Genomic DNA, 21518 nt, shown 5'->3' with positions numbered 1-21518 from the left:
ACGCCGACTACAACGCGAGCAAGAATATTGCTCGCAAGCTCGCAAAGCGTCTCCACTCGGGGCAGACGTCTCCGAGTGGAGGAGCCACCTATCAACTGGCTCTAGCGTCGGGGACACTGACCCTGAACGGCAAGTTCTACGCCGCCAATCGTGTGTCGGCAGACGGGGCGTCCACCGACAAACCCCACCCTCAACGAGCGAGGTCGGCAGACCGAGCGAAGTAGGGTGGGGTAGTTGATTCACACGAGGAGTTTGCCAATCAACACGGAATCAATCACCCACTGCTGTCAGTCAGGGAGAAAATGTCGCCGAACAGTACGGTGTCAGACGTGCCGAACACGACGGGAGGCGCCGCATCCTCCAGCGGGCGGTCATCCTCATTGACAACACCGGACGATCATATTCCCACGACAATCGAGGCTAGCTCACCAGATGAAGTCGATCTCAGGCCAATCAACGAGGCGTTGAGTGGCCGACGAGGGATGGCCTCTTCCGGTAGTGCACGTGCGGCACACGGCCGATATAGCGTTAACTCGGCTACCGGCATCTTTCCGGGTGATGGTGCCGCAGACGGGCGGAGTCAAGGACAACGCCCTCGCAGACCTGCCGCCGAGCGCGAAACTCGTTTACAAGACTCTCAAGTACGAGGGTCAACTCACGCAGTCGGCGCTCGCCGAGGAGACGCTGCTCCCGCAGCGGACGGTTCGGGAGGCGCTGGCGCGTCTTGAGGCAGCCGACCTCGTCGTCTCCCGGCCAGCGGTAATGGACGCGCGCAAGCGCGTATATTTACTCGCGGCAGACGCCGAGCCCGTCGTGTTATAGTCGGTCAACGGGGGGGAGCCGCCAGCACACACTCGGCCCGCGCTTATATAGCGGTTGGCCGTCCGTACGGATGTGTCAACGTTCGTCGTCGTCGGCGGTGATGCCGCCGGGATGTCAGCAGCGAGCAAGGCGAAACGGGAGGCTCCGGACCTCGACGTGGTTGTCTTCGAACGGGGCGAATGGGTCTCGTACGGCGCCTGCGGACTCCCCTACTATATAAAGGGCGAAATACAGTCACTTGACGACCTCGTATCAGTCACGCCCGAGGAGTTCCGGGAAGAGCGGGACATCGACCTCCGAACCGGTCACGAGGTGACGACTATTGACCCCGACGAGCGGACGGTGACGGCCGAAGGCGACGAGGGGACAGTTGTGCAGCCGTACGACCACCTGCTTCTCGCGACGGGTGCCGAGCCGGTCACGCCTCCGATTGAGGGGCTGGAGCGAGAGGGAGTATTCACGCTCGGCTCGATGTCCGATGGAAAAGATCTCCGGGAATACGTCGGCCGCGCCCGGTCAGACGAGCGACTTCAGCAACCCGACAGCGGTCCCGCCTGCCAGTTCCTCGAGACGTGCAGCGGGCCGGTTGGCATCGTCGGCGGCGGCTACATCGGTGTCGAGATGGCCGAGGCGTTGGCGGCCAACGGCTTTGAAGTCCACCTGTTCCAGCGAGGGGACCGGATACTGAAGGGATTCAGCGAAGCGACCAGCCGAACGGTATTGGAACATGTCGCCGACCAAGGAGTCGCGGTGTATCTCGGGGGCGAAGTGGCAGAGCTGGCCGGCGGCGAACGCGTTGAAGCTATTGTCACCGACGCTGAGCGGGTACCCGTCGACATGGTGCTCGTCGGGACAGGCGTGCGCCCGCGGACGGCGCTCGCGGAGGCGGCCGACATCGAACTCGGCGAGACGGGAGCAATTGCGACCGACCGCTTCCGCGAGACCAACCTTCCGGATGTCTACGCAGCTGGCGACTGCGCGGAGGCAGAACACGTTGTCACGGGCGAGCCAGCCTATATTCCGCTGGCACTGACAGCTAATCGACACGGCCGGGCGGTCGGCCAGACAATCGCCGGCGAGCCGACGGAAGGGGGTGCCATCGCAGGGACAGCGGCAGTGAAGGCCTTCGAGATGGAGGCTGCCCGGACAGGAGTACTCGACCACGAGCAGGCGCGAGCGGCTGGCTTCGACCCGCTAACGGAGACCATCGAGGCGAAGTCACGGGCGGGCTACTACCCGGAAAGCGGGACTGTGCAAGTGACACTGACAATCGACCAGTCGACGGGGCGAGTGCTCGGCGGGAGTCTCGTCTCCGAGTACGGGGAAGGGGCTGTCCACCGAAGCCACGCACTCGTGGGGGCGGTCACTGAGGGTGTGGGCGTCGACGAGCTAGCGAATTACGATCTCGCGTACGCACCGCCGTTCAACACAACATGGGACCCCGTGCTAACGGCCGCGAAGGTGGTCGGCGGAAAGCGGTAGTCAGAACGGCGCGTCTGTCGGGTCCGTTGCGTCGCCGCCGTCCGTCTCTACCGGTTCCGCGCCGAGCTTCTCGGCTAGTTCGCCTCGCTCGTCGAGCTCAGCGAGGATATCGCTACCGCCAATAAACTCTCCGTCGACAAACGTCTGCGGGATAGTGTCCCAGCCGGAGTGTGTCTCGAGTGCCTCGCGGAAGGCGTCGAGGTTCTGGAGCGTGTCGACGGTAGCGACATCGTCACGGTACTGGCTGATAAGCCCCAGCGCGCGCTTCGAGTAGCCGCATTGAGGCATCATTGCGGTCCCCTTCATGAAGAGTACGACATCGTTCTCCTCGATTGCCTCGTCAATGCGCTGCTGTACCTCCTCCTCGTCGAGTCCCTGCTCGCGGGGGTCGAACGTCATAGGTACAGGTTCGCGCCCAGCGTCTTGGGCGTGTCGCTCATTCTCCACACCCTTCGCAGTCACAGTAGCGCATACAGACAGGGTTGGCACAGTCCGGCGAGCGAGCGCTGCAGTGCTCACGGCCGTGCCGAATGAGCAGAACGTGAAGCGGATATTTTAGTCCGTCTGGTACCAGTTCGTCCAGCAGGTCATGGACCCGGGCGTTCGAGGCAGACTCGGGGACAAGCCCGAACCGCTTCGAGACTCGTTCGACGTGCGTGTCAACGGCCATCGTCGGCTTCCCGAAGTGGAAGTTCAACACGACGCTCGCCGTCTTGGGGCCGATTCCCTTCACATCGGTGAGCCACGCTTTCGCCTCGTCGGCGGGCATCGCGTCGAGGAAGGCCAGCGAGTAGGCACCGCCGGTCTCCTCGCGCACCGCTGCGAGCGCCCGCTGGATGCGCGCGGCCTTCTGGTCGGGGAGACCCGCAACTCGGATGACCTCCGCTAATTCCTCGTGGGGGGCTGCCTCGATGGCCGCGAAGTCCTCGTATGTTGAGAACAGTTCTTCGGCCGCGCGGCGGGTGTTCTCGTCGGCAACATTCTGAGAGAGGATAGTAGTGACAAGCTGGCGGACACCGTCGCCAGGGTCAGCGGCGTCGCTGCCGTGTTCACCCTCCCGCTGTGCGGGGCCGTACAACGACACCAACTCGTCGTGGAGTTCACGGACGGCTGCGGCGTCCCAGTCCTGTCGCATGGCCATATCTGAGACAGAGGACGGCGACACGTCAACGCCGGGGTCCCGGCGAACCCTCGCCAGCGACGGCCGCGACGAGCTGGTCGAGTGCGGCCACCTCACCGTCGCCGATTGCGTGCCCCAGTTCGGGATACGTCTCGACGGTCACGGTCGCGCCCATCGCATCGAGCAGCTCACCAGTCGCCTCAACGTGGGCCGGCGAGACGTGCGGGTCCTCGTGGCCGACGCCACAGGACGCCGGGGACCCATCGAGGGTTCCCTCACGGGCAGTGAGCGTTGCCGTCTGGCCAAGCAGACCGCCCGCGAGCACGGCCAGCCCGCCGTATCGGGCCGGCCGACGGGTAGCGAACTCGGCGGCGACGGCGGCCCCCTGCGAGAAGCCGGCCAGTACCGTCTGCTCCCGATCGACGCCGGCCTCGCGAGCGATGGACAGTGCGGCGGCAACCTGCCCGAACGCCGACTCGAGGTACGCACTGCGCCGCTCGTCGACGGGATCGGTGAAACCGCCGGGGTACCAGACTCGGCCGGCGGCCGCAGGCGCGACGTAACACACCCCGTGGTGGTAGACTTCGTCGACGAGCCGGAGTATTCCAGCTGGGGAGTCACCCCGGCCATGCAGCAGGACGACAGCCGCCTCGGCAGCCGCAGCTGGCGCGCCCGCCGTCTCTATCGGCTCGCCTGCGTGGGGATCTATGGTCACGGCGTCGACAGCGGCGGGAGCTGCGACTCAATTGTCTCGCGGTCGGACTCGAACTGGTCGGGAAGGTAGAGCCGGTGACCCGGCGCTGGGTCGCCGACCGTCATGTCGACCGGCTCCGTGGCCAGCTCGAAGAGGATACCACCGGCGTCACGGACGTACAGCGACGCATAGAACTCGCGGTCTTTCACGTACGAGACACGACAATCGTCGCGGCCGGCCAGCGTCTCGCGCCACTCTTGGAACGCCGGCTCGTCGTCGACGCCGAGCGCAACGTGATGGAGCGTGCCGGCGCCCTCGCGGCCGAATGAGGTCTCCCGGTCGAGCATGTCCACGACGCCGCGGGGTGTCTGGTAGCGGACCCGGTCGCCATCTTGTCCGCCCCGCTCGAGTCCGAACGTCTCCAACAGGCTCGCGGTGACGAACGGCCGCGCGGACAGCACCGACACGCCCGACAGCCCGCGGATACCGTGGACGGTCGGCACCGGCCCGTCCCACGGGTCGGCGTGACCCCGCGCGGTGACGAGTTCGAGGTGGGTGCCGTCAGGGTCGCGAACAGGGAGGACCCGTTCGTCGAACCGCGTCTCGACAGAGCCGGGGTCGTGACCGCGGGCCGACAGCCGCTCGCGCCAGTAGTCAAGCGATCCCGACGGAACGGCGAGGCCAACGGCAGAAATCTGCAGGCGGCCTACCCGACCGTCAGCCTCCTCGCAGAACGGAAAGAAGGTGAGAACGGTGCCGGCGGCGCCTGTCGCATCGCCGTAGTGGAGGTGGTACGAGAACCGGTCCTCGAGATCGACCGTCCGTTTCACGAATCGCAATCCGAGCGTGTTGGCGTAGAAGTCGGCATTCGGCTGGGCCTCGCGGACGATGCCCGTGACGTGGTGGATGCCGTGGACGGTCGGTCGCACAGGCTGGCTATCCGGTCTAGACGGACAAGCGCGACTGCCACCGAAGCATGCCGTCACTCGCTCTGTCGCCATCTTCGGCTGACACCACCGTTACCGGGCGACGTGCGTGCCCGCGGGTGCTTATAGTCAGGGCAGCCGAACGGTCGGTATGCCCGAGGAACCCACCCCGGTCACCGACGAGTTGCCTGATGCCCCGATGCACACCACCGGCACCGACCATATCACGGTATGGGGGTCCAACGAGGCAGACACGGTCGCCTTCTACCGCGACCTGCTGGGGATGCCGCTCGTGCTCCGCCAGCCGAACCTCGACGATCCCTCTCAGACGCACCTGTTCTTCGACACCGGCGACGGCCGCATCCTCACCGTCTTCGTGAGCGACGACCGTGACTCAGCCCGCGGCCAGCGGCCCCAGACCGGCGCCGTCCACCACCTCTGTTTCAGCGTCGCCCCCGAAGAGTTCGAGGAGGTGGTCGATGCAATCGAGGCCGACGGGCGCGGTTACAATATCTTTGACCGCGGCATCTTCTACTCACTGTACACTCAGGACAACAATGGCCTCGTCATCGAATTGTCGACAGACATTTTCGAGATTCCTGACGAGCGGCGCGGCGAGGTGCTCGCGACCGCACAGCGCATTCGCGAGGAGGCGGGCGCCGACTTCGCCGGGCGCGAACACCTCCGAGCCGCGCTCGAACAACTCGGTATCGAGGTCCACGAGTACGACCTGCCGGATGCAGAGACCGGCACCGGCGTGTAATCAGAGCCGCTCGCGCTGGTAGGAGCCGTCGTAGGTCTCCTCGTGATCAGCCGTCGCAAGGACGAACTGGGCGATGCGGGCCCCCCGGTCTACGACGAGTTCGTGGCCCACCTGCAACAACCCCTCGCCTTTTCCTTCGTAGCCGGCATCCCAGACGGCCGTATTAAGCATACAGGAGTTGCGCATGAGCGATGAACGCGGGGAGACAAAGCCGACGTGGCCGTCCGGAATTCGGACTGTCTCGGCGTAGCGTGCGATGTAGTGGCCCGGCGCAAGTCGGAACGTCCCGTCGTCTGCCGCGACCGACTCGCGCTCGCCAATCTGTTTGCCGTCCGTGCCGATGTGACCCGGCTCAACCTGTCGATCAATGCCGGCGAGCGTCAGGTCGACACCGTTGGGCTGGACCTGTTTGTCGGTCGTCGGTTCGACATGGGCCGCGACGAACGCGCCACTCTCGTACATGGCGGGCCTCCTGTCCAAGCGAGGTTAGGCCTGTCGGCGCCGGCGAACCCGCGAAGTTTTCCACTGCCACGGCTAACCAGTCACATGGAGCAGACGACGGCCGGCGAGTACCGGGTACTGCCCGGCCGCGAGGACGGCGAGCTGCTGCTACTCGATGTTGAGAGCGGCGACCCGACGTACGTCCCGGCCGATGATGAGGCGGACCTCCCGGCGGTTGGCAATCGGATCACCGCGGAGCTCGCGTGGGTCGACGGTGACCCCCAACTGGCCGGCTTCGAGGTGGTTGCCGACACCAGTTTTCATTTTGTCCGGACCGACGAGCCGATATTCGAGGCAGCAACTCGCTGCTGGGAGGAGGCCAAAGAGTCGAACGCGGGGATGAGTTCGCGGGTCACTCACGGGACGGACGGTGAACCAAACGGCATCGTCTATACGTTCGCCAGACAACCGGGCCAGCGGGACCTGTTCGCGGAGTTTCGCGATGGCGTAAAACCGCTTGAGCCACTGCTTGTGCGGGCGGCAGGAGGCCGCGAGGCGTATCCAAATGGGGACGCGGGCCCAGACCCGCCGTTCGAGGTGTTCGTCATCGCCGCCGAGGAGCCGTTCGTCGCCGTCTACATCGTGCTTGACCCGGTGGGATTTCTCGCAGAGACAGTGCGGGACACGTACGTCTCTGCCGGCGGGCTGACAGACCGGCTGTGACGCGGAGTTTATGCCGTCCCGGCGCCGGGTAGCGCCCATGCACGACGTGTGGGAAACCACGGTCAGATTTGCGGAGACCGACGCACAGGGCATCGTTTTCTACGGCGAGTATGTCACGTACCAAGATGAGACGTTCTCGCAGTACCTCCGTGAGGTAGGCTATCCGTGGACGGAAATCGAACAGGAGAACTGGGATATCCATGTCGTCAGTGTAAATATCGATTACCGCGCGCCGGCGGAGTTCAGCGACGAACTCGTCTGTGGCATCCGCGTGGCCGCCATCGAGGAGTCCTCGCTGACGCTGGAGTGGCGGTGTCGTCGCCGCGATGGCCCTGTCTGTGCGGAAGGAACAGTGACCCACGTCGCCGTCAGCGACGGCGAGACAACTCGCGTCCCCGAGGGATTCCGCAAGGCGGTGCGCGACTACCAGACCGAGCCGCCGGAGCCGGTGTAGTAGCGAGAGACCCACACAGGCTAAAGTCTGCGGCCGCGAACGGCTGTATATGACACTCTCGGGCGAGGACCTCGGTGACGTGCTGGCAACCCACCTGATGAGCGACGGCCTCTACGTGACGGACTGTGAGCGCCACGACGGCGCGGTTCACATCGGTTACGAGTCGCCCGGCGTAGGCGAGACTATTCCACAGACACAGGTTGGATCCCTGCTGCGGCTACTGCTTGATCTTGCGGGCATCGAGACGGAGGGGCGTGACGTCTCGGGCATCCCCGAGGTGGGCGAGTGGGAACCAGAGAACGTCGAGGTGTGGGCCTTCGAGGACGCCGATGCCGACGATAGAGAGGCAACGGGCCACTTCGAGGTGCACGAAGGATGGTTCCACGCCTTGGAGGCAGGCTATCTCTCGGAGACGGACTTCTCGACGCTCGTGCTGTCGACGTTGGAGTAGTCAGGACCGCTCGACGATCGCCGGCTCTTCGCGACTGTCGTGGTCCACCGCGACTGCATGGCTCGTATGACGGGCGTGGGTGTGTGCCCACCGGCGCGCAGCCGACTCCTCCAGCCGCTCGACTGCCTCGCGACAGTTGCGACACACCGCTAACCACGGCCGCACGTCGTCCGGAAAGTGCCCCGTATGCTCGTGGTGGTCGATGGCGAACGCCGCGAGCGCTTCGTTTCCCAGTCCGAGGTCGTCGAGTTCGTGCTCAAGCGTCCACGAATCCTCACAGCGCGAGCAGGTGACCGTCGGGACGTTCGCGGGGTCCGTCTCAGAATCGGGCATACCGTGCGCAACCGCCGTGACGGACAAGAAAGTGGGCGCTCGCAGTGGCGTTTTCCCTGCCCGGCTACACCACTGGGTATGGATGCCGACGCCGCGCGACGGCACCTACTCGGGAAGCGCCACGAGTGGGTATGCCGAGCGCTCGACTGCGCGGCGAGCGTCGCCGCCGGCTGGGACGGGCCCGCAACGACCGACCGCGAGCGGGTCGTCCCCCCATATCGGGCGACGCTCAGGCGGGCAGGCGTGCTCGAGGCGGCGCCCACAGTGCTCGGCGAGTGTGTCGCGGCCGCGGGCGAGCGGCTGGCGGCCGACCCTGTCGCCGCACCACCGTACGTCGTCGTCACCGGCGAGGGGTTGCTCCTGCGTGCAACGCTCGACAAGCGGCTGCTCGTCTGGGTGCGGGCGTTCCGGCTGCGGCGCACGGCCGGCGGCGGGTCGCGTCGCTACGAGCGAGTCGCGACCGACCCTGAGGGGGCCGTCGCCGTCGAAACTATCTGACGGGCCGGTGAATCCTCCCACATGGACACGGAGGTGTTCGGAGCCACAACGCCCGTCGTCGGGATGGTCCACCTGCCGCCGCTACCGGGTGCGCCCCGCTACGACCCCGCGGCCGGCCGCGAGCGGCTTCACGAGGCAGCCCGCCGGGACGCCGCGCGGCTAGCAGAGGGCGGCGTTGACGCCATCCTCGTCGAAAACTTCGGCGACGCTCCCTTCTATCCCGAGTCGGTGCCTGATCACGTCGTCGCGGACCTGACGGCCCTGACCCGGACAGTCCGCGAGACAGTCGACGTGCCGGTTGGCGTAAACGTGCTCCGTAACGACGGGCCGAGCGCGGTCGCCGTCGCGGCCGCAGCCGGCGCCGGATTCGTCCGGGTCAATATCCACGTCGGGGCGCGTGTGGCCGACCAAGGCATTCTTGAGGGGCGTGCCCACGAGACGATGCGGCTGCGCGGGCGCGTCGACGCAGACGTCCGCGTGCTCGCGGACATAGACGTGAAACACTCCGCGCCGCTGGCGACCGAGAACGATGCGGAGCCAGCGGCCGAGGCTGCCGAACGTGGACTGGCGGACGGCATCATCGTCTCAGGGACGCGAACTGGCCGAGCGACGCCAACAACGGCCGTCGAGGCGGCCGTCGAGCGGCGCGACGAACTCGGCCTCACAACCCCCGTCCTCGTGGGCAGTGGTGTCACCGCAGACACCGTCGCCGACCTGCTGCGGGTCGCGGACGGGGTCATCGTCGGGACGGCGCTGAAGGAGGGCGCCGAGACGACAAATCCCGTATCAGTCGGGCGGGTGGAAGAACTTATTGCAGCTGCCGACCGGGTACGTTAGCCGTCCAGTAGGGTCAGTTTGTCGCGGTCGTACAGGTCGAGTTCGCTCACCATCGACGGCGATTGCTGGGCAGCGAAAACAACGGCCTCGGCGACCTCTTCGGGTTCAATGGCCTCACCAGGAGCGAACTGCTCCTCGAAGGGGGCAGTCGAGAACTCCGCGTCCTCGGCCTCGCTCTCGACAGTAAACTCCGTGCGGACTGCCGCCGGGTTAATGACCGTCACCGCGCAGTCGTCGCCCACCTGCGCGGAGACGGACTTGGCGAAGCCGCGCGTCCACCATTTCGTCGCCGCGTACACTGGATTGAACGGCCGTGGGTACTGGCCGGCAAAGCTGCCGATGAACACGAGCGTGCCAGCCGACTCCCGGAGGTGGGGCAGCGCCTCACGAGTCGCGTAGAACATCCCGTCGCAGTTGACGGCCATCATCGTGCGGTAGTCTTCAGTGGGCATCTCGGCGAGGTCGCTGCCGCGGGCGACACCGGCATTGTTGACGAGGACATCGACACCGTCGAACCGTTCGACAGCTGCCTCAACAAGTGCCGCGACGGCCGATTCGTCAGTCACGTCTGTCGGCACGACAGCGACGGATGCGTCGTGTGCTGATTCGAGATCTGCGGCCAGCGACTCGAGCCGCGCCTCGCGGCGGGCTGCGACGACGACATCTGCTCCCTCGCGGGCCAGCGCCGATGCCGTCGCTGCGCCAATACCCGAACTCGCGCCGGTCACTACCGCCGTCTTCCCGGTCAGGTCCTGTCCAATATCCATACCGGGGGGGTCGGCCGGCGCCCACGTCCCTCTTTCGGGGAGCTACAGCGCGTCGATGTCTGCGAGCAGTTGCTCGGCATGACCCTCCGGATCGACCCCCTCGTAGGTCAGTGCCACTGTGCCATCCTGTACCACGTACGTGTTGCGGAAGGCGATTTCGACCGTCTCGTCGAGCAGTTCTCGCTCGCCGTACGACTCGTAGGCGCGGGCTACCTCGCCGTCCGCATCCGAGAGGAGTTCGACTGGGAGGTTGTACTCTTCAGCGAACGTCGCGAGCATCGGCACGGGATCGTCGCTGATACCGAATACGTCGACACCACGTTGTGCAAAGGCATCCCAGCGGTCACGGAAACCACACGCTTCCGTGGTGCAGCCGGGGGTGTCCGCCCGCGGGTAAAAGTAGACGACGACGGTACCTGTCTCCGGGAGTGCAACCCGCTCGCCGTCTTGATTCGGGAGTTCGAAGCGCGGTGCCGGGGTGCCGACCGAGAGCATATCCATGGGGCGTCCTGCCGGGACAAAGCCGTTTCCGTCCGGGCGTCGCCAAGAGTTAACTGACGGCCAGCGAACGTGCCGGCATGCGACACGAAGACCAGACGGCGTTTGTCACCGGTGCGGGACAGGGAATCGGCGCAGCGACGGCAAAACGGCTTGCAGAGCGGGGTGCATTCGTCGTCGTCACGGATGTCAACGGGGACACGGGTGCGGCAACGGCCGCCGCCATCGAGGACGGCCCGTACCCGGGTGACGCGGAGTTCGTCGAACTAGACGTTACTGACGCGGAGGCGTTCGAGGCGGCCGTCGACGCCGCTGTCGAGGAGTATGGCCTCGATGTCGTTGTCAACAACGCCGGCGTCGGCCACCCGCCGGCGGATGTTGAGGAGACGGACGCTGACACCTTTGAATTCGTGCTCGATGTGAACGTTCGGGGTGTCTGGAACGGCTGCCAGGCCGCGCTCCCGCACCTGAAGGAGCAGGGAGCGGGGAGCATCGTGAACGTCGGGTCCCTCGCCTCCTTCTATGGCCTCCCAAAACAGGGGGCTTACTCGCTGTCGAAGGGGGCAGTCATGAACCTCACGCGGGCCGTCGCCGCCGAGGCCGGTCGCGACGGCGTCCGGTGTAACGCGGTGTGTCCCGCTTTCACCGACACAGAGCTTGGCCGCCAGTTCTTCGAGACCCGCGAGGATCCCGAGCGTGCCAAGGAGATAATGCTGAAGCGGTATCCCCTGGGTCGGCTCGCCGAGCCTGGCGAAATTGCTGACGCCATCTCGTTTCTCGCTAGCGATGAGGCCTCCTACATCACCGGCGAGGGACTACGCGTCGATGGGGGGTTCTCCACGTCTTAGATTCCGGCTGCCTGCACACCGAAGTACACACCAGCTAGCAGGACGCCGACGCCGACGGCACGCACGAGCAATCGGAGCCGAGGTGCTGCGTCGTCGCTGCCGTATTCGCCGCGACCGCCGGGGACGCGCCCGACGGTGTGTACGCGCACGACGAGGCCGGGCGCGACAAGCATGAGGAGTCCAAGGCCGACGCCGAGGACGGCGGCCGCGAGCGTCCGCGGGTCAGTCACGCGCGGAGCCGCTCGATGCGCTTCTCGACAGGCGGGTGCGTCGAGAACAGCTTCGCCAGCCCGCTGCCTTGCCCGAAGATACACAGCGCGTTTACCTGCTCGTCAACTGCGGAGTCGCGGGCCCGCTCGTTGCCACGGCTGATTTTCTCAAGGGCACTCGCGAGGGGCTCGCCGCCGCCAATAGCTCGCCGGGCATCTGCGTCAGCCACATACTCCCGATACCGGGAGATGGCGAGCACGAACACCATCACGAGCAACTGGACCAGCTGGCCAACGACGATAGCGAGGAAGAAGTCGGCAATATCGTTGTCGCCGGTGAGCAGGACGGCCCACTGGGCGACGATGGCGACGATGGAGGCGATACCCTGCCCGAGTACCATCATCACCACGTCTCGGTTGGCGATATGAGCCAGCTCGTGGGCGAGCACGCCCTCGAGTTCGTCCGGCTCAAGCGCCGCGATGAGTTCCTCACTGACAACGACCGTTCCCGCACCCTTGCGACCGACGGCGAAGGCGTTAGGGACACCCATCCGGGCGATTTTCAGCTCCGGCTTCTCGATACCCATGTCGCGGGATAGCGCCTCGACGCGATCGTGAATGTGTGGGTAATCGCCGCGTGTGAGCTCTTCGGCGCCGACACTGCGGAGTGCGGCCCACTTGCCGACCTTGTACTGGACGCCGACGAACAGCACGCTCCCCACAAGCACGAGGGCGAGCACGGTCGGACCGCCGCCGAACATCGCGTACGCGACGGTCGCCGCGACCGCGTAGAAGACGAACAGCAGTGACCCGACAATCGCCATCCGGGCCTTGAGTTGGAGATGTCGCATACAGATAGGTAACCGGGCAGAGCATAAAACCGCGACGGCCAGCGACCGCAATCAGTCAGCGGCCGGCAAGAGCAAGTAGAGCCCAACGGCGACGGCTGTTACCACCGCCAACAGGTAGAACGCCTCCGCGAACAGGCCGGCGTCAGCCATCGCACCGACCACCGTCGAGCCGGTCGCTGCAAGTAGAAAGAAGCCGGTCCGCAATGTCCCCCATGCGGTCCCTGTGACGTCGTCGGGGAGTGTATCGATGATATAAGCGTTCGTAACAGGAGCGACCGCGAGCCGCGTCCCGAGCAGCAGCGACACGACCCCGCCGACGAGCGGACCATCCACCAGCGGTACGACGGCGACCAACGGTACACCGGCGAGCGCCGTCACCACCAGCACGGGTCGCTCGCCAATTCGGTCAGCCGCCGCGCCGCCGCCTATCTGTGCGACGGCCGCGCCCACGAACAGGAGAGCGAACAGCGCCGCCGCCGTCGGCTGCGTGAATCCGCGCTCAGTGACGAGAAAAGTCACATAAAACGCAGTCAGCCCCTGAAAGACAAACAGCATCAGCGTCATAGCGACGCTGGTGAGGGCAACGGGACGGAGCCGCATCGCGAGCAGAGCGTCGGCGAGGAGTCGACGTGCGGACGGCCGGTCAGCCGCTGTTCGCCGCTCTCGGGCTGGCACCGCCCACCACGTCAGCAGGCTTGCGAGGCCGAGCGGAAGCGCCAGTCCGCCGACGACGAGTCGCCAGCCGACATCGCCGACGAGCGCGCCTGCGAGGAAAGGGAGCGCCGCCGAGCCGACCGACCCCGCCGCGAGGGTCGCGCCGATGGCCGAGCGGTCGTTGTCCGGGAACGTTCGGGAAAGCGTCGTGCCCCGGGCCGGCCCGTAGAAGCCGGTCGCAACTCCAAACGCCGCACACCCGGCGAGAAAGGCAAAAAAGGCGGGCGCAATGCCGAGCAGGCCGACGCCAGCGGCCGTCGCCGCGAGACTCCCAGCGAGCAGCCGACGTTCACCGACCCGGTCAATGAGCAGGCCAGCAGGCGACTGCATCACCGCATAACCGCCCCACAGCAGCGTCACGGCGACACCGGCCGCAAAGTCGGTGATACCGAAAGTGGCCTTCACCTGTGGAAGCACCGCCGGCACGAGAAAGCGGCCGCCGAGAATGAACACCCAACCAAGCGCAATGGCGAGCAGCGTCCAGCCGCGCCCGCCGCCACGGAGCCGGGCGAGGTCAGTCTCGGTCGCCATGCCGGGCGTGACGGACGGGGACACGAGGGTGTTCCGATTCCGGGCAGAAACCACAGGTTGATTGCCGGACCGCGACCACGACCGGACATGACCGCGGACGGTATCGTCGGCGAGTATCTCTCACTCAAGCGCGAGACGGACGCGGACCTGCTGGCGATGCAGATGGGCGACTTCTACGAGTTCTTTGGTGAGGACGCGACGATAGTGGGCGAGGAACTTGATCTGAAGGTGTCGGAGCGCGCCTCGGGCGGCGACAGCTACCAGATGGCTGGCGTCCCTGTCGACGACCTCAACCCGTACCTGACGGCGCTCGTTGAACGGGGCTATCGGGTCGCCGTCGCCGACCAGCACGAGACTGACGACGGCCATGAGCGGCGCGTCGACCGAGTGGTGACGCCCGGCACGCTCGTCGACCCCACTGACGACGACGCTCGCTATCTCGCGGCAGTCGTCCGCGGGGACGGCTATGGACTGGCGTTCCTTGACGTAACGACCGGCCGATTCCACGTCACGGCCGTCGAGGGCGCGGACGCCCGCTCGCGTGCGCTGACGGAACTCTACCGATTTGCGCCGACAGAGATACTCCCGGGCCCAGAGCTCCGGAGCGACGACGACTTCCTCGCAACACTCCGCGAGCGGGCCGATTCGACGCTGACACTCCACGCAACTGGTGACTTCGCCCCTGGGCGGGCACGCCATCGGCTTAGCGAGCAGTTCGGGAGCGCGCCAGACCAGGTCGGCCTCGAATCAGAACCAGCCGTGCAGGCGGCCGGCGCAGCACTGGCGTACGTCGACGCGACAGGCGCAGGCGTGCTTGCCTCAATCACTCGCTTGCGGACGTACACACCCGACGATCACGTGACGCTCGACGCAACCACCCAGCGCACGCTTGAGGTGACCGAGCCGATGACCGACCGCGGCCGGTCACTGCTCGAGACGGTCGACCACACGGTGACGAGCGCGGGCGGCCGTCTACTGGAGCGGTGGCTCGCCAGCCCCACCCGAAAACGAGGCGAATTGGAGGCGCGACAGGCGGCTGTCACTGCACTGACCACCGACGCGATGAGCCGCGAGCGGCTCCGGGAGCTGCTTGGAGATGCCTACGATATCGAGCGGCTCGCCGCTCGCGCCGTCTCAGGCAGCCTCGACGCGCCGGGCGCCTGTCGGGTGCGCGATACGCTCGGACTGGTGGCCGAGGTCGCGGAGGCCGTCGAGTCGAGCCCGCAGCTCGCAGACTCTGCTGTCGCGGACGTATTCGCGGACCTGGACCGCGAAGCTGTTGCCGCCCTTCACCGAGAGTTGGACACGGCACTCGCAGCGGACCCGCCGGGAACACTCCGGGATGGAGGGCTGCTGTCGCCAGATTACGACGAGGAACTGGCCGAGCTCGTAGCGCGTTACGAGCGGGCTCGTGAGTGGGTCGATGGGCTGGCCGATCGCGAGGCAACTGAGCACGGACTCACCCACGTCAGCGTCGATCGTAACAAAACGGACGGCTACTATATCCAAGTGGGGCAGTCGGAGGCTGACGCGGTGCCGGCCCACTACGAGTCAGTAAAGACGCTGAAGAACAGCGAGCGGTTCACCACGCCAGAGCTGCGCGAACGCGAGCGCGAACTCGTTCGGCTGGAAGAGCAGCGTGGCCAGCTCGAGTACGAGCTGTTCTGCGAACTCCGTGACCGGCTGGCTGATGCGGCGCCACTGCTGCAGGCTGTCGGCGGCGCGCTCGCGGAGCTTGACGTCTACTGCTCGCTGGCGACCCACGCAGCCCGCAACGACTGGACGCGGCCGGAACTGACCGACGAGGGCGTCATCGCTGTCGAGGATGGCCGCCACCCGGTCGTCGAACAGGCCGTCGAGTTTGTTCCCAATGACCTCTATCTGGACCGCGAGCGGCGGTTCCTGCTGGTGACTGGCCCCAACATGAGCGGTAAGTCGACGTACATGCGACAGGCTGCGCTTACCGTCCTGCTTGCGCAGGCGGGGTCGTTTGTTCCTGCCGCATCGGCGAAGGTGGGGCTCGTCGACGGCATTTTCACGCGGGTAGGTGCGCTCGATGAGCTTGCGCAGGGCCGCTCGACGTTCATGGTTGAGATGGGCGAGTTGGCGAACATCCTCCACTCCGCGACGGCCGACTCACTGGTTGTTCTCGACGAGGTTGGCCGGGGGACAGCGACGTACGACGGTATTTCTATCGCGTGGGCCGCAACGGAGTACCTCCACAACGAGGTGGGCGCGAAGACGCTGTTCGCCACCCACTACCACGAACTAACGGAGTTGGCCGATCGCCTCGAGCGGGCGGTCAACGTGCATGTCGACGTGGACGATGACGGCGAAGATGTCACATTCCTCCGGACAGTGTCGGAGGGGTCGGCCGACCGGTCCTACGGTGTCCACGTCGCCGAACTGGCGGGCGTGCCCGATCCAGTTGTCTCACGGGCCCGGACAGTACTCGACCGGCTGCGTCGCGAGAAGGCCGTCGAGGCAAAGGGAAGCAGCGGCGCCGTCCAAACCACCTTCGACCTCTCGACCGGCGAGTTCAGGCAGGCCAGGACGGACCGACCGACCGACGAACCGGAGGACGAGCCGCGTGACCCCGAAACAGAGGCAGTTCTTGAGGAACTGCGCGGGCTCAACGTAGAGGAGACGCCGCCTGTGGAGCTGCTGGCGCGGGTGCAGGCGTGGCAAGAGCGACTTGAGGAGTCCTGAGACCGACCCACCCCTCGGCTTTATCTAGTTCGTTCGTGTCACTCAATGTCGATGTCGCCCACACCCCCCGAGGAGCGAATCCGACGACGCAGCCAGCAAGCCCCCCGCGTGACAAGAGCGGGACTGGCGTTGCTGAGCGTCCCCGCGCTGTATGCCGCCGGGCTGGCGGTCTGGCTCGTCTCGTCATTGTCGCTCCCCCTGCTCGTCGGCGCCGCCTCGCTGCTAGCGGGCGCGCTCGTGGCAGACGTGCTGTTTGTTCACCCGCCGTGAGCGATTATATTTCATAACGGAGCACCGCCGCGACGCCGCCGAAGACGTTCCGGAGTTGCTGCCCCTCCTCGAAAGAGGTAGAGACGAGTTGCACGTCGGCGCCGATGTTCTCGGCCTGCTCGCTCAACTCGTCGATGCGGTCGGCGTCGAGCGTCTCCGATAGCAGGAGCGTGTCGACGGCGCCGTACTCAAGCGCCCGCTCTACCTCCTCTTCGCCGTATGTCACCGGCGGGTCGGCATCGCCGCGCAGCCCCTGCATGAATCGGTTCATCAGCGAGCGCGACTGGCGCTGCTTGTCCGCCTGCAACACGTCCTCGGCCTTGTCGACGAGCTGCTTCAGCCCTGTCTGGTCCCCGTGAGCGACGTTGAACGTGCCGAGCGTGTTCTCTTTGATGCGGTAGTCGATCCAGTCGTTGTTGACGAAGTCGTCGACGGTGATGTCCGTCCCGCCGATGAGCACCCCCTCGACGGCGAGTTGCTCGTTCTCGTCGTCGAGGAAGGCGTCTGCCGCCGCCTCCGCGACATCCTTGAAGTGCTCTTCCTTCTGTTTTTCGCGAAGCCGCTTGAACCGCTGGGCCGACTGGCCGCCGGCGCGGGTCTTCCCCATGACCAGACTCTCAATCTCGCGAATCGTCTCGATTCGGTCGCCCACGAGCATCCCGATGGTCCCCTGGTCGCGGGTAACCACGACGAGCCCGTACGCCTCGTCGGGAGTGACCAGCGCCTCCACCGGTTCCGTGTGGAAGTGGTCGTCACAGATGTAGTTCGACTCCGAGATGGGATGTGGCAGGTCGTCGAACACGAGTGAGACGAACTCGTCGTCCACCTGCCCAGTGTAGATGACGAGTCCGTTCTCGGGCACTTCGCGATACTGCTGAACCAGCTTCTTTGCCTTCTTCAGCGCCGACTGGACGTTTGTCCGAGTCCGCTTGGATTTGATATTGCTCGCCTCCGAGTACTCGCTGGAGAGTCGTCGCACCCAGCTCTGGATGTTGTCACCGGGCGGGATGAACAGCGTCACCAACTCCGTCCCCTGCCCCTCGAGGTCACGTATGTCTTCGACCTCTTTTTTCAGGCGGAGATCCGCGCGATCGTCGTCGCTCATACCCCCCGTTGACGCCGACGGTTCAAACGCGTTTCCGCTCGCGGTCGGATTCGAATGGCACTTGTGGCCGCCCGGCAACCGTCGGCTGTGACGGAGGCTTCGGCCGGCCGCGGGCAGTTCTGGACGCTGTATCTCGCGCGGTTCGCCGGCGGGTTCGGCACTATCGCGCTCGTGGTCGTACTCCCCAAGATTGCGACGAACCTCGGGATTGAGGGCGTCGCCTTTGGGCTACTGTACACTGCATACACACTCGCACAGACGGCCGCCGTCGTGCCATTAGCGTGGGCAGGCGACCGCTACGACAAGCGGCTCGTCCTCGTAGGGACACTGGCACTGGGCATCGTCACATACGCCGCCTTTGCAGCGACCACATCCGAGCCAGGGCTGCTCGCCGTTCGTGCCCTGCAGGGTGTCGTCTTCACCGGGATGGGGCTGATGTCGTTAGGCCTGGTGGGGGAGCTCGCGACCGCAGAGACGCGCGCGAGCCACATCGGCCGAGCGAACGCCGCCTCGTTTGCTGCCTCCATCCTCGGGGGGCTGTCGGCGGGGTTGCTGTTCGACTACTTCGGCGGCGGCCGCGAGTTGTTCCTGCTCATCACCGGGCTCTACGTCGTCACATTTGGTGCCGTCGCGGTGACGTTGTCGGCCGACGAGACGCGCGTACCGGGGTTCCCATTCCGAGATCTAGCGGTGAACCGCCGCATCCTGACGCTCACCTCGTTCCGGGCGCAGTACGCCGTAGCGGTCACACTCGTCCGCAACTGGGTGCCAGTATTCGCGGGGATTGCCGTCTCCAGCGGCGGGCTTGCGATTCCGGCGTTTGCAGTCTCTGTCATCACCGTCTCCGAGAAGTTCACCAACATGCTGTTGCAGCCGGTGACCGGGCAGCTGTCGGACGCTGCCGGCCGATCGCGGTTCGTCTTCGCTGGCGGAGCGGCCTACGGGTTGGTCGCGCTCGCGGTGCCGTTCACACCGCTGGTCGGCGAGACGCTCGGCCTGCCGGCAGCACTCCCACTGCTCGGATCGGTGTCGGCTGCCTTCCTGCCACTCGTCGCCTGCAACGCTGGACTGGGTATCGCCGACAGCTTCCGCGAACCGGCGAGCATGGCGCTGTTCGCCGACGAGGGTAGTGGCGGCGACGGCGTCGCCTCTAGCTTTGGCATCCGCGAACTGGTATGGCGGCCCGGCTCCGTCGTTGCGCCCGTTGCAGCCGGCTGGCTGATGGGTAACATTGGCATGAGCGCCGTCTTCTACGTCGGCGGCGGCTTCGCGCTGCTCGGCGCGCTCACCTTTCTCGGTGTTCTTCGCCGGTTTCACGGTGCCGACGCACTCGCGGAGTGGTGACTACTCGGCGTACGGCGCCAGCGCCGCCCGCCACTCCTCCGGCAGAGGTGCCGGCTCGCCGTCCACAAGATAGACAGACACGGTTTGGCCGGTCGCGACGGGGGCGTCCGTTTCAAGCGTATACGCGATAGTGATGCTCGTCTCCCCCGTCTCGACAGGTCCGAGCGTGACGGTCACCTTGTCGGCCGGGCCGAGCGGCCGCTCGTACTCTATCTTGAGTGAGCGAACGACCGTCGGCGCCTCAGCCAGCGGTACTCCGAGGACATCCGCGAAGAACCGCTCCTTCGCCCGCTCGAAGTATGCACCATAGACGACGTGGTTCACGTGTGCCCGGGTGTCGAGATCGCGGAACTGGACCGCGATGTCATGAGTATACGTGCGACCGGTCATACCGGGCGGTCGTGGTCGGACGGTTTCAATCCGCCGTCGACAGCAGAGGGACCGAAACCCACAGGCCGTCGCCGACCGAGCGGCCGGTATGGCTCCGACTGTCAACGAGCTGCGCGACGAGATTCGGACCGCCGTCGGTCGCTACGAGCGCGTCGAATCAACAGCGTTCACGAAGGAGGCGCTTGCGGCCGTGCTTGAGTCAGTCGGCGGCTCTGTCGGCGCGGGGCGACTGCCCCCCAAGGCCGAGATGCGGACGGAAATCCGCCGGCGTGTCGACGGGCTCGATGCCGAGACGGAGGGCGACCGGCCGCTCCGGAAGGCGGAGCTGACCACGCTCGCGGCGGCGCTCGGCGGCGAGGACGGCTACGACGGGTCGGCGTCCTGACAGCTCAGGTGGACACCCTCGACCCGCTCGATGCGTGCCGCCAGTACTTTCCCGCACACGTCGCACGTGCGTTTCTCTCGCATATCGGCTCGTTATTCGACGTTCACTTAGCTATTGTCCTAGCCGCCGACCAATTGGACACTCGTTCGGTCTCGCGGTGGACAGCGCACTCAGCGCGGCCTAGATGTCAGCGAAGGGGCCGCCCTTCGCGCTCTCGAGCCGTTCGAACTGCTCCTCGGAGAGGTCGATGGCCGCGGCGCCGAGGTTCTCCTCCAACTGATCGACGGTGCGGGCGCCGACGATAGGGGCGGTGACAGAGTCGTGCGCGAGGTGGTATGCGATGGCCGTCTGGGCGACGGTGGCGTCCACCTCGTCGGCGACCGTCCGAAGTTCGTCGAGAACGGCGAAATTCTCGTCAGTGAGGTACGACTCGCGGAACCGGGAGGATTCGGCAGCGCGTGACTCGCCCGTAAGCCCTTCTTCGCGCGTGTACTTGCCCGTCAGGAACCCCTGTCCGAGCGGGCTCCACGGACAGACGGCGATACCGTAGTGGTCGGTCGCCTCAAGATAGCCGCCCTCCACCTCGCGATCGACGAGGTTGTAACGCGGTTGGGCGACAGTGAACGGCTCCCATCCCTCTTGGCGGGCAATCTCGTTCGCCTTCGCCACCTTCCACTCGTTGGGGACGAGCGTAGACGTACCTAGGTAGTGGACCTTCCCTGCCTCAACGAGCCCGTTGAGCGTCTTCATCATCTCGCGGGCGGGCGTCTCGTCGTCCCACCGGTGGATGTACAGCACGTCGACATAGTCCGTGTCGAGCCGATCGAGCAGCGCGTCGATGCGATGGCGGATATTCTTCCGGTTCGTACCACGGCTGTTTGGGTCGCCTTCCCGAATCTGCCAGTAAATTTTGGAGGCGATAGTGTACTCCTCACGGTTACGGTCGGCCAGCCAGTCGCCAATCCACTCCTCACAGGTGCCGCCCCCGTACACATCGGCAGTGTCGATGAACCGGCCACCGTGTTCGGCGTATGCGTCCAGCAATTCGTGGGCGCGCGTCTCGTCGATCTCGACGTTCCCTTCCTCGGTTTCCTTGCCGAATCGCCACGTGCCGAACTGGATTTCGCTGGTCTGTAGCCCGGTGTCGCCGAGCTGGACGAACTCAAGGTCCATGTTGGGGTGGGCTACCGACGACAGCGCGAAAAGGCTGCGGATTCCGGTTGCCTGCGCCGGCCGAACGTTCTTTAGTCCGGGGAGAGTTCCACCTGATTGACACTGCGACCGTGGCGCCGCTTACCCCCCTCCGGCTCGGCTATCTCGCCGTCTTTGCGGCCACCGCAGCTGCGTGTCTCG

The 21518-nt window shown here is 65.8% G+C and carries 27 protein-coding genes and 1 pseudogene; 14 read left to right on the top strand and 14 right to left on the bottom strand.

The window, feature by feature from the left end; all coding sequences use genetic code 11:
- The 3 genes and pseudogenes from ABEJ63_RS03270 to ABEJ63_RS03260 form a co-directional block, all read left to right on the top strand.
- Nucleotides 1-224: pseudogene (locus ABEJ63_RS03270) on the top strand (hypothetical protein); the annotation flags it as partial.
- Between the two features lie 334 nt (nt 225-558).
- Nucleotides 559-822 (top strand): MarR family transcriptional regulator, encoded by a 264-nt coding sequence (locus ABEJ63_RS03265; RefSeq protein ID WP_375794917.1) that lies wholly within the window; start codon nt 559-561, stop codon nt 820-822.
- 72 nt (nt 823-894) lie between these two features.
- Complete coding sequence (locus ABEJ63_RS03260) at nt 895-2304, top strand: FAD-dependent oxidoreductase (protein WP_375794916.1); 1410 nt, start codon at nt 895-897, stop codon at nt 2302-2304.
- Here the strand turns inward: ABEJ63_RS03260 and ABEJ63_RS03255 are convergent, their stop codons facing one another.
- The 4 genes from ABEJ63_RS03255 to ABEJ63_RS03240 are packed head-to-tail and all read right to left on the bottom strand — an operon-like array spanning nt 2305 to nt 5047.
- Nucleotides 2305-2703 carry a glutaredoxin family protein gene (locus tag ABEJ63_RS03255; protein ID WP_375794915.1) on the bottom strand — a complete coding sequence of 133 codons (399 nt, stop codon included), beginning with the start codon at nt 2701-2703 and terminating at the stop codon, nt 2305-2307.
- A gap of 37 nt (nt 2704-2740) precedes the next feature.
- Nucleotides 2741-3445, bottom strand: a complete 705-nt coding sequence (gene nth / locus ABEJ63_RS03250) for an endonuclease III domain-containing protein (protein ID WP_375794914.1) — start codon at nt 3443-3445, stop codon at nt 2741-2743.
- 25 nt (nt 3446-3470) lie between these two features.
- Nucleotides 3471-4139: an alpha/beta hydrolase gene (locus ABEJ63_RS03245; protein ID WP_375794913.1), complete on the bottom strand. Its 669-nt coding sequence runs from the start codon at nt 4137-4139 to the stop codon at nt 3471-3473.
- A complete protein-coding gene (locus tag ABEJ63_RS03240; protein WP_375794912.1) occupies nt 4136-5047 on the bottom strand; it encodes a VOC family protein in 912 nt (303 codons plus the stop codon). The genes ABEJ63_RS03245 and ABEJ63_RS03240 overlap by 4 nt, the downstream gene beginning before the upstream one ends.
- Before the next feature lie 148 nt (nt 5048-5195).
- Between ABEJ63_RS03240 and ABEJ63_RS03235 the strand changes: the two genes are divergently transcribed.
- Nucleotides 5196-5807 (top strand): VOC family protein, encoded by a 612-nt coding sequence (locus ABEJ63_RS03235; RefSeq protein ID WP_375794911.1) that lies wholly within the window; start codon nt 5196-5198, stop codon nt 5805-5807.
- On the opposite strand, the gene ABEJ63_RS03230 is transcribed toward ABEJ63_RS03235, so the two are convergent.
- Entirely contained in the window at nt 5808-6269 is a 462-nt protein-coding gene (locus ABEJ63_RS03230) for a deoxyuridine 5'-triphosphate nucleotidohydrolase (protein WP_375794910.1), read from the bottom strand.
- Nucleotides 6270-6353: 84 nt separating this feature from the next.
- Between ABEJ63_RS03230 and ABEJ63_RS03225 the strand changes: the two genes are divergently transcribed.
- From ABEJ63_RS03225 to ABEJ63_RS03215, 3 genes are read left to right on the top strand one after another with little or no spacing between them, the layout of a single operon-like run.
- Nucleotides 6354-6971 carry a DUF6663 family protein gene (locus tag ABEJ63_RS03225; RefSeq protein ID WP_375794909.1) on the top strand — a complete coding sequence of 206 codons (618 nt, stop codon included), beginning with the start codon at nt 6354-6356 and terminating at the stop codon, nt 6969-6971.
- 37 nt (nt 6972-7008) lie between these two features.
- A complete protein-coding gene (locus tag ABEJ63_RS03220; protein ID WP_375794908.1) occupies nt 7009-7425 on the top strand; it encodes an acyl-CoA thioesterase in 417 nt (138 codons plus the stop codon).
- 49 nt (nt 7426-7474) lie between these two features.
- Nucleotides 7475-7876 carry a hypothetical protein gene (locus tag ABEJ63_RS03215; RefSeq protein ID WP_375794907.1) on the top strand — a complete coding sequence of 134 codons (402 nt, stop codon included), beginning with the start codon at nt 7475-7477 and terminating at the stop codon, nt 7874-7876.
- Here ABEJ63_RS03215 and ABEJ63_RS03210 read toward each other — a convergent pair whose 3' ends face one another.
- Complete coding sequence (locus ABEJ63_RS03210; protein ID WP_375794906.1) at nt 7877-8209, bottom strand: hypothetical protein; 333 nt, start codon at nt 8207-8209, stop codon at nt 7877-7879.
- A gap of 78 nt (nt 8210-8287) precedes the next feature.
- Between ABEJ63_RS03210 and ABEJ63_RS03205 the strand changes: the two genes are divergently transcribed.
- Nucleotides 8288-8707, top strand: coding sequence for a hypothetical protein (locus ABEJ63_RS03205; RefSeq protein ID WP_375794905.1), 420 nt, complete (start codon nt 8288-8290; stop codon nt 8705-8707).
- A gap of 21 nt (nt 8708-8728) precedes the next feature.
- Nucleotides 8729-9544, top strand: a complete 816-nt coding sequence (locus ABEJ63_RS03200) for a BtpA/SgcQ family protein (RefSeq protein ID WP_375794904.1) — start codon at nt 8729-8731, stop codon at nt 9542-9544.
- Here ABEJ63_RS03200 and ABEJ63_RS03195 read toward each other — a convergent pair.
- Together ABEJ63_RS03195 and ABEJ63_RS03190 are read right to left on the bottom strand one after the other, a co-directional pair.
- The gene (locus ABEJ63_RS03195) at nt 9541-10311 is read right to left on the bottom strand and encodes an SDR family oxidoreductase (RefSeq protein WP_375794903.1); all 771 of its coding nucleotides are present in this window, start codon (nt 10309-10311) and stop codon (nt 9541-9543) included. The genes ABEJ63_RS03200 and ABEJ63_RS03195 overlap by 4 nt on opposite strands.
- A gap of 42 nt (nt 10312-10353) precedes the next feature.
- Complete coding sequence (locus ABEJ63_RS03190) at nt 10354-10806, bottom strand: peroxiredoxin (protein WP_375794902.1); 453 nt, start codon at nt 10804-10806, stop codon at nt 10354-10356.
- Nucleotides 10807-10889: 83 nt separating this feature from the next.
- Here ABEJ63_RS03190 and ABEJ63_RS03185 point away from each other — a divergent pair, with 83 nt between their 5' ends.
- A complete protein-coding gene (locus ABEJ63_RS03185) occupies nt 10890-11657 on the top strand; it encodes an SDR family NAD(P)-dependent oxidoreductase (protein WP_375794901.1) in 768 nt (255 codons plus the stop codon).
- Here ABEJ63_RS03185 and ABEJ63_RS03180 read toward each other — a convergent pair.
- Genes ABEJ63_RS03180 through ABEJ63_RS03170 form a run of 3 tightly spaced genes read right to left on the bottom strand, consistent with a single transcriptional unit; the run spans nt 11654 to nt 13962 of the window.
- A complete protein-coding gene (locus ABEJ63_RS03180; protein ID WP_375794900.1) occupies nt 11654-11887 on the bottom strand; it encodes a hypothetical protein in 234 nt (77 codons plus the stop codon). The genes ABEJ63_RS03185 and ABEJ63_RS03180 overlap by 4 nt on opposite strands.
- Complete coding sequence (locus ABEJ63_RS03175; protein ID WP_375794899.1) at nt 11884-12717, bottom strand: M48 family metallopeptidase; 834 nt, start codon at nt 12715-12717, stop codon at nt 11884-11886. The genes ABEJ63_RS03180 and ABEJ63_RS03175 overlap by 4 nt, the downstream gene beginning before the upstream one ends.
- 51 nt (nt 12718-12768) lie before the next feature.
- Nucleotides 12769-13962, bottom strand: a complete 1194-nt coding sequence (locus ABEJ63_RS03170) for an MFS transporter (protein ID WP_375794898.1) — start codon at nt 13960-13962, stop codon at nt 12769-12771.
- A gap of 87 nt (nt 13963-14049) precedes the next feature.
- On the opposite strand from ABEJ63_RS03170, the gene mutS reads away from it, so the two are divergent.
- Nucleotides 14050-16671 carry a DNA mismatch repair protein MutS gene (gene mutS, locus ABEJ63_RS03165; RefSeq protein WP_375794897.1) on the top strand — a complete coding sequence of 874 codons (2622 nt, stop codon included), beginning with the start codon at nt 14050-14052 and terminating at the stop codon, nt 16669-16671.
- A 51-nt stretch (nt 16672-16722) separates the two neighbouring features.
- On the top strand, nt 16723-16941 hold the full coding sequence (locus tag ABEJ63_RS03160; protein ID WP_375794896.1) for a hypothetical protein: 219 nt from the start codon (nt 16723-16725) through the stop codon (nt 16939-16941).
- Nucleotides 16942-16945: 4 nt separating this feature from the next.
- Here the strand turns inward: ABEJ63_RS03160 and prf1 are convergent, their stop codons facing one another.
- Nucleotides 16946-18046 carry a peptide chain release factor aRF-1 gene (gene prf1, locus ABEJ63_RS03155; RefSeq protein WP_375794895.1) on the bottom strand — a complete coding sequence of 367 codons (1101 nt, stop codon included), beginning with the start codon at nt 18044-18046 and terminating at the stop codon, nt 16946-16948.
- Between the two features lie 54 nt (nt 18047-18100).
- On the opposite strand from prf1, the gene ABEJ63_RS03150 reads away from it, so the two are divergent.
- Nucleotides 18101-19390, top strand: a complete 1290-nt coding sequence (locus ABEJ63_RS03150) for an MFS transporter (protein ID WP_375794894.1) — start codon at nt 18101-18103, stop codon at nt 19388-19390.
- Here the strand turns inward: ABEJ63_RS03150 and ABEJ63_RS03145 are convergent, their stop codons facing one another.
- A complete protein-coding gene (locus ABEJ63_RS03145; RefSeq protein WP_375794893.1) occupies nt 19391-19780 on the bottom strand; it encodes an acyl-CoA thioesterase in 390 nt (129 codons plus the stop codon).
- 88 nt (nt 19781-19868) lie between these two features.
- On the opposite strand from ABEJ63_RS03145, the gene ABEJ63_RS03140 reads away from it, so the two are divergent.
- Nucleotides 19869-20165: a hypothetical protein gene (locus ABEJ63_RS03140; RefSeq protein WP_375794892.1), complete on the top strand. Its 297-nt coding sequence runs from the start codon at nt 19869-19871 to the stop codon at nt 20163-20165.
- Between the two features lie 180 nt (nt 20166-20345).
- On the opposite strand, the gene ABEJ63_RS03135 is transcribed toward ABEJ63_RS03140, so the two are convergent.
- Nucleotides 20346-21338, bottom strand: coding sequence for an aldo/keto reductase (locus ABEJ63_RS03135; RefSeq protein ID WP_375794891.1), 993 nt, complete (start codon nt 21336-21338; stop codon nt 20346-20348).
- Between the last annotated feature and the right edge of the window lie 180 nt (nt 21339-21518).

Origin of the sequence: Halosegnis sp., assembly GCF_042216475.1 — an archaeon.
Lineage (GTDB): Archaea > Halobacteriota > Halobacteria > Halobacteriales > Haloarculaceae > Halosegnis.
This window is presented reverse-complemented; position numbering and strand designations above follow the sequence as displayed.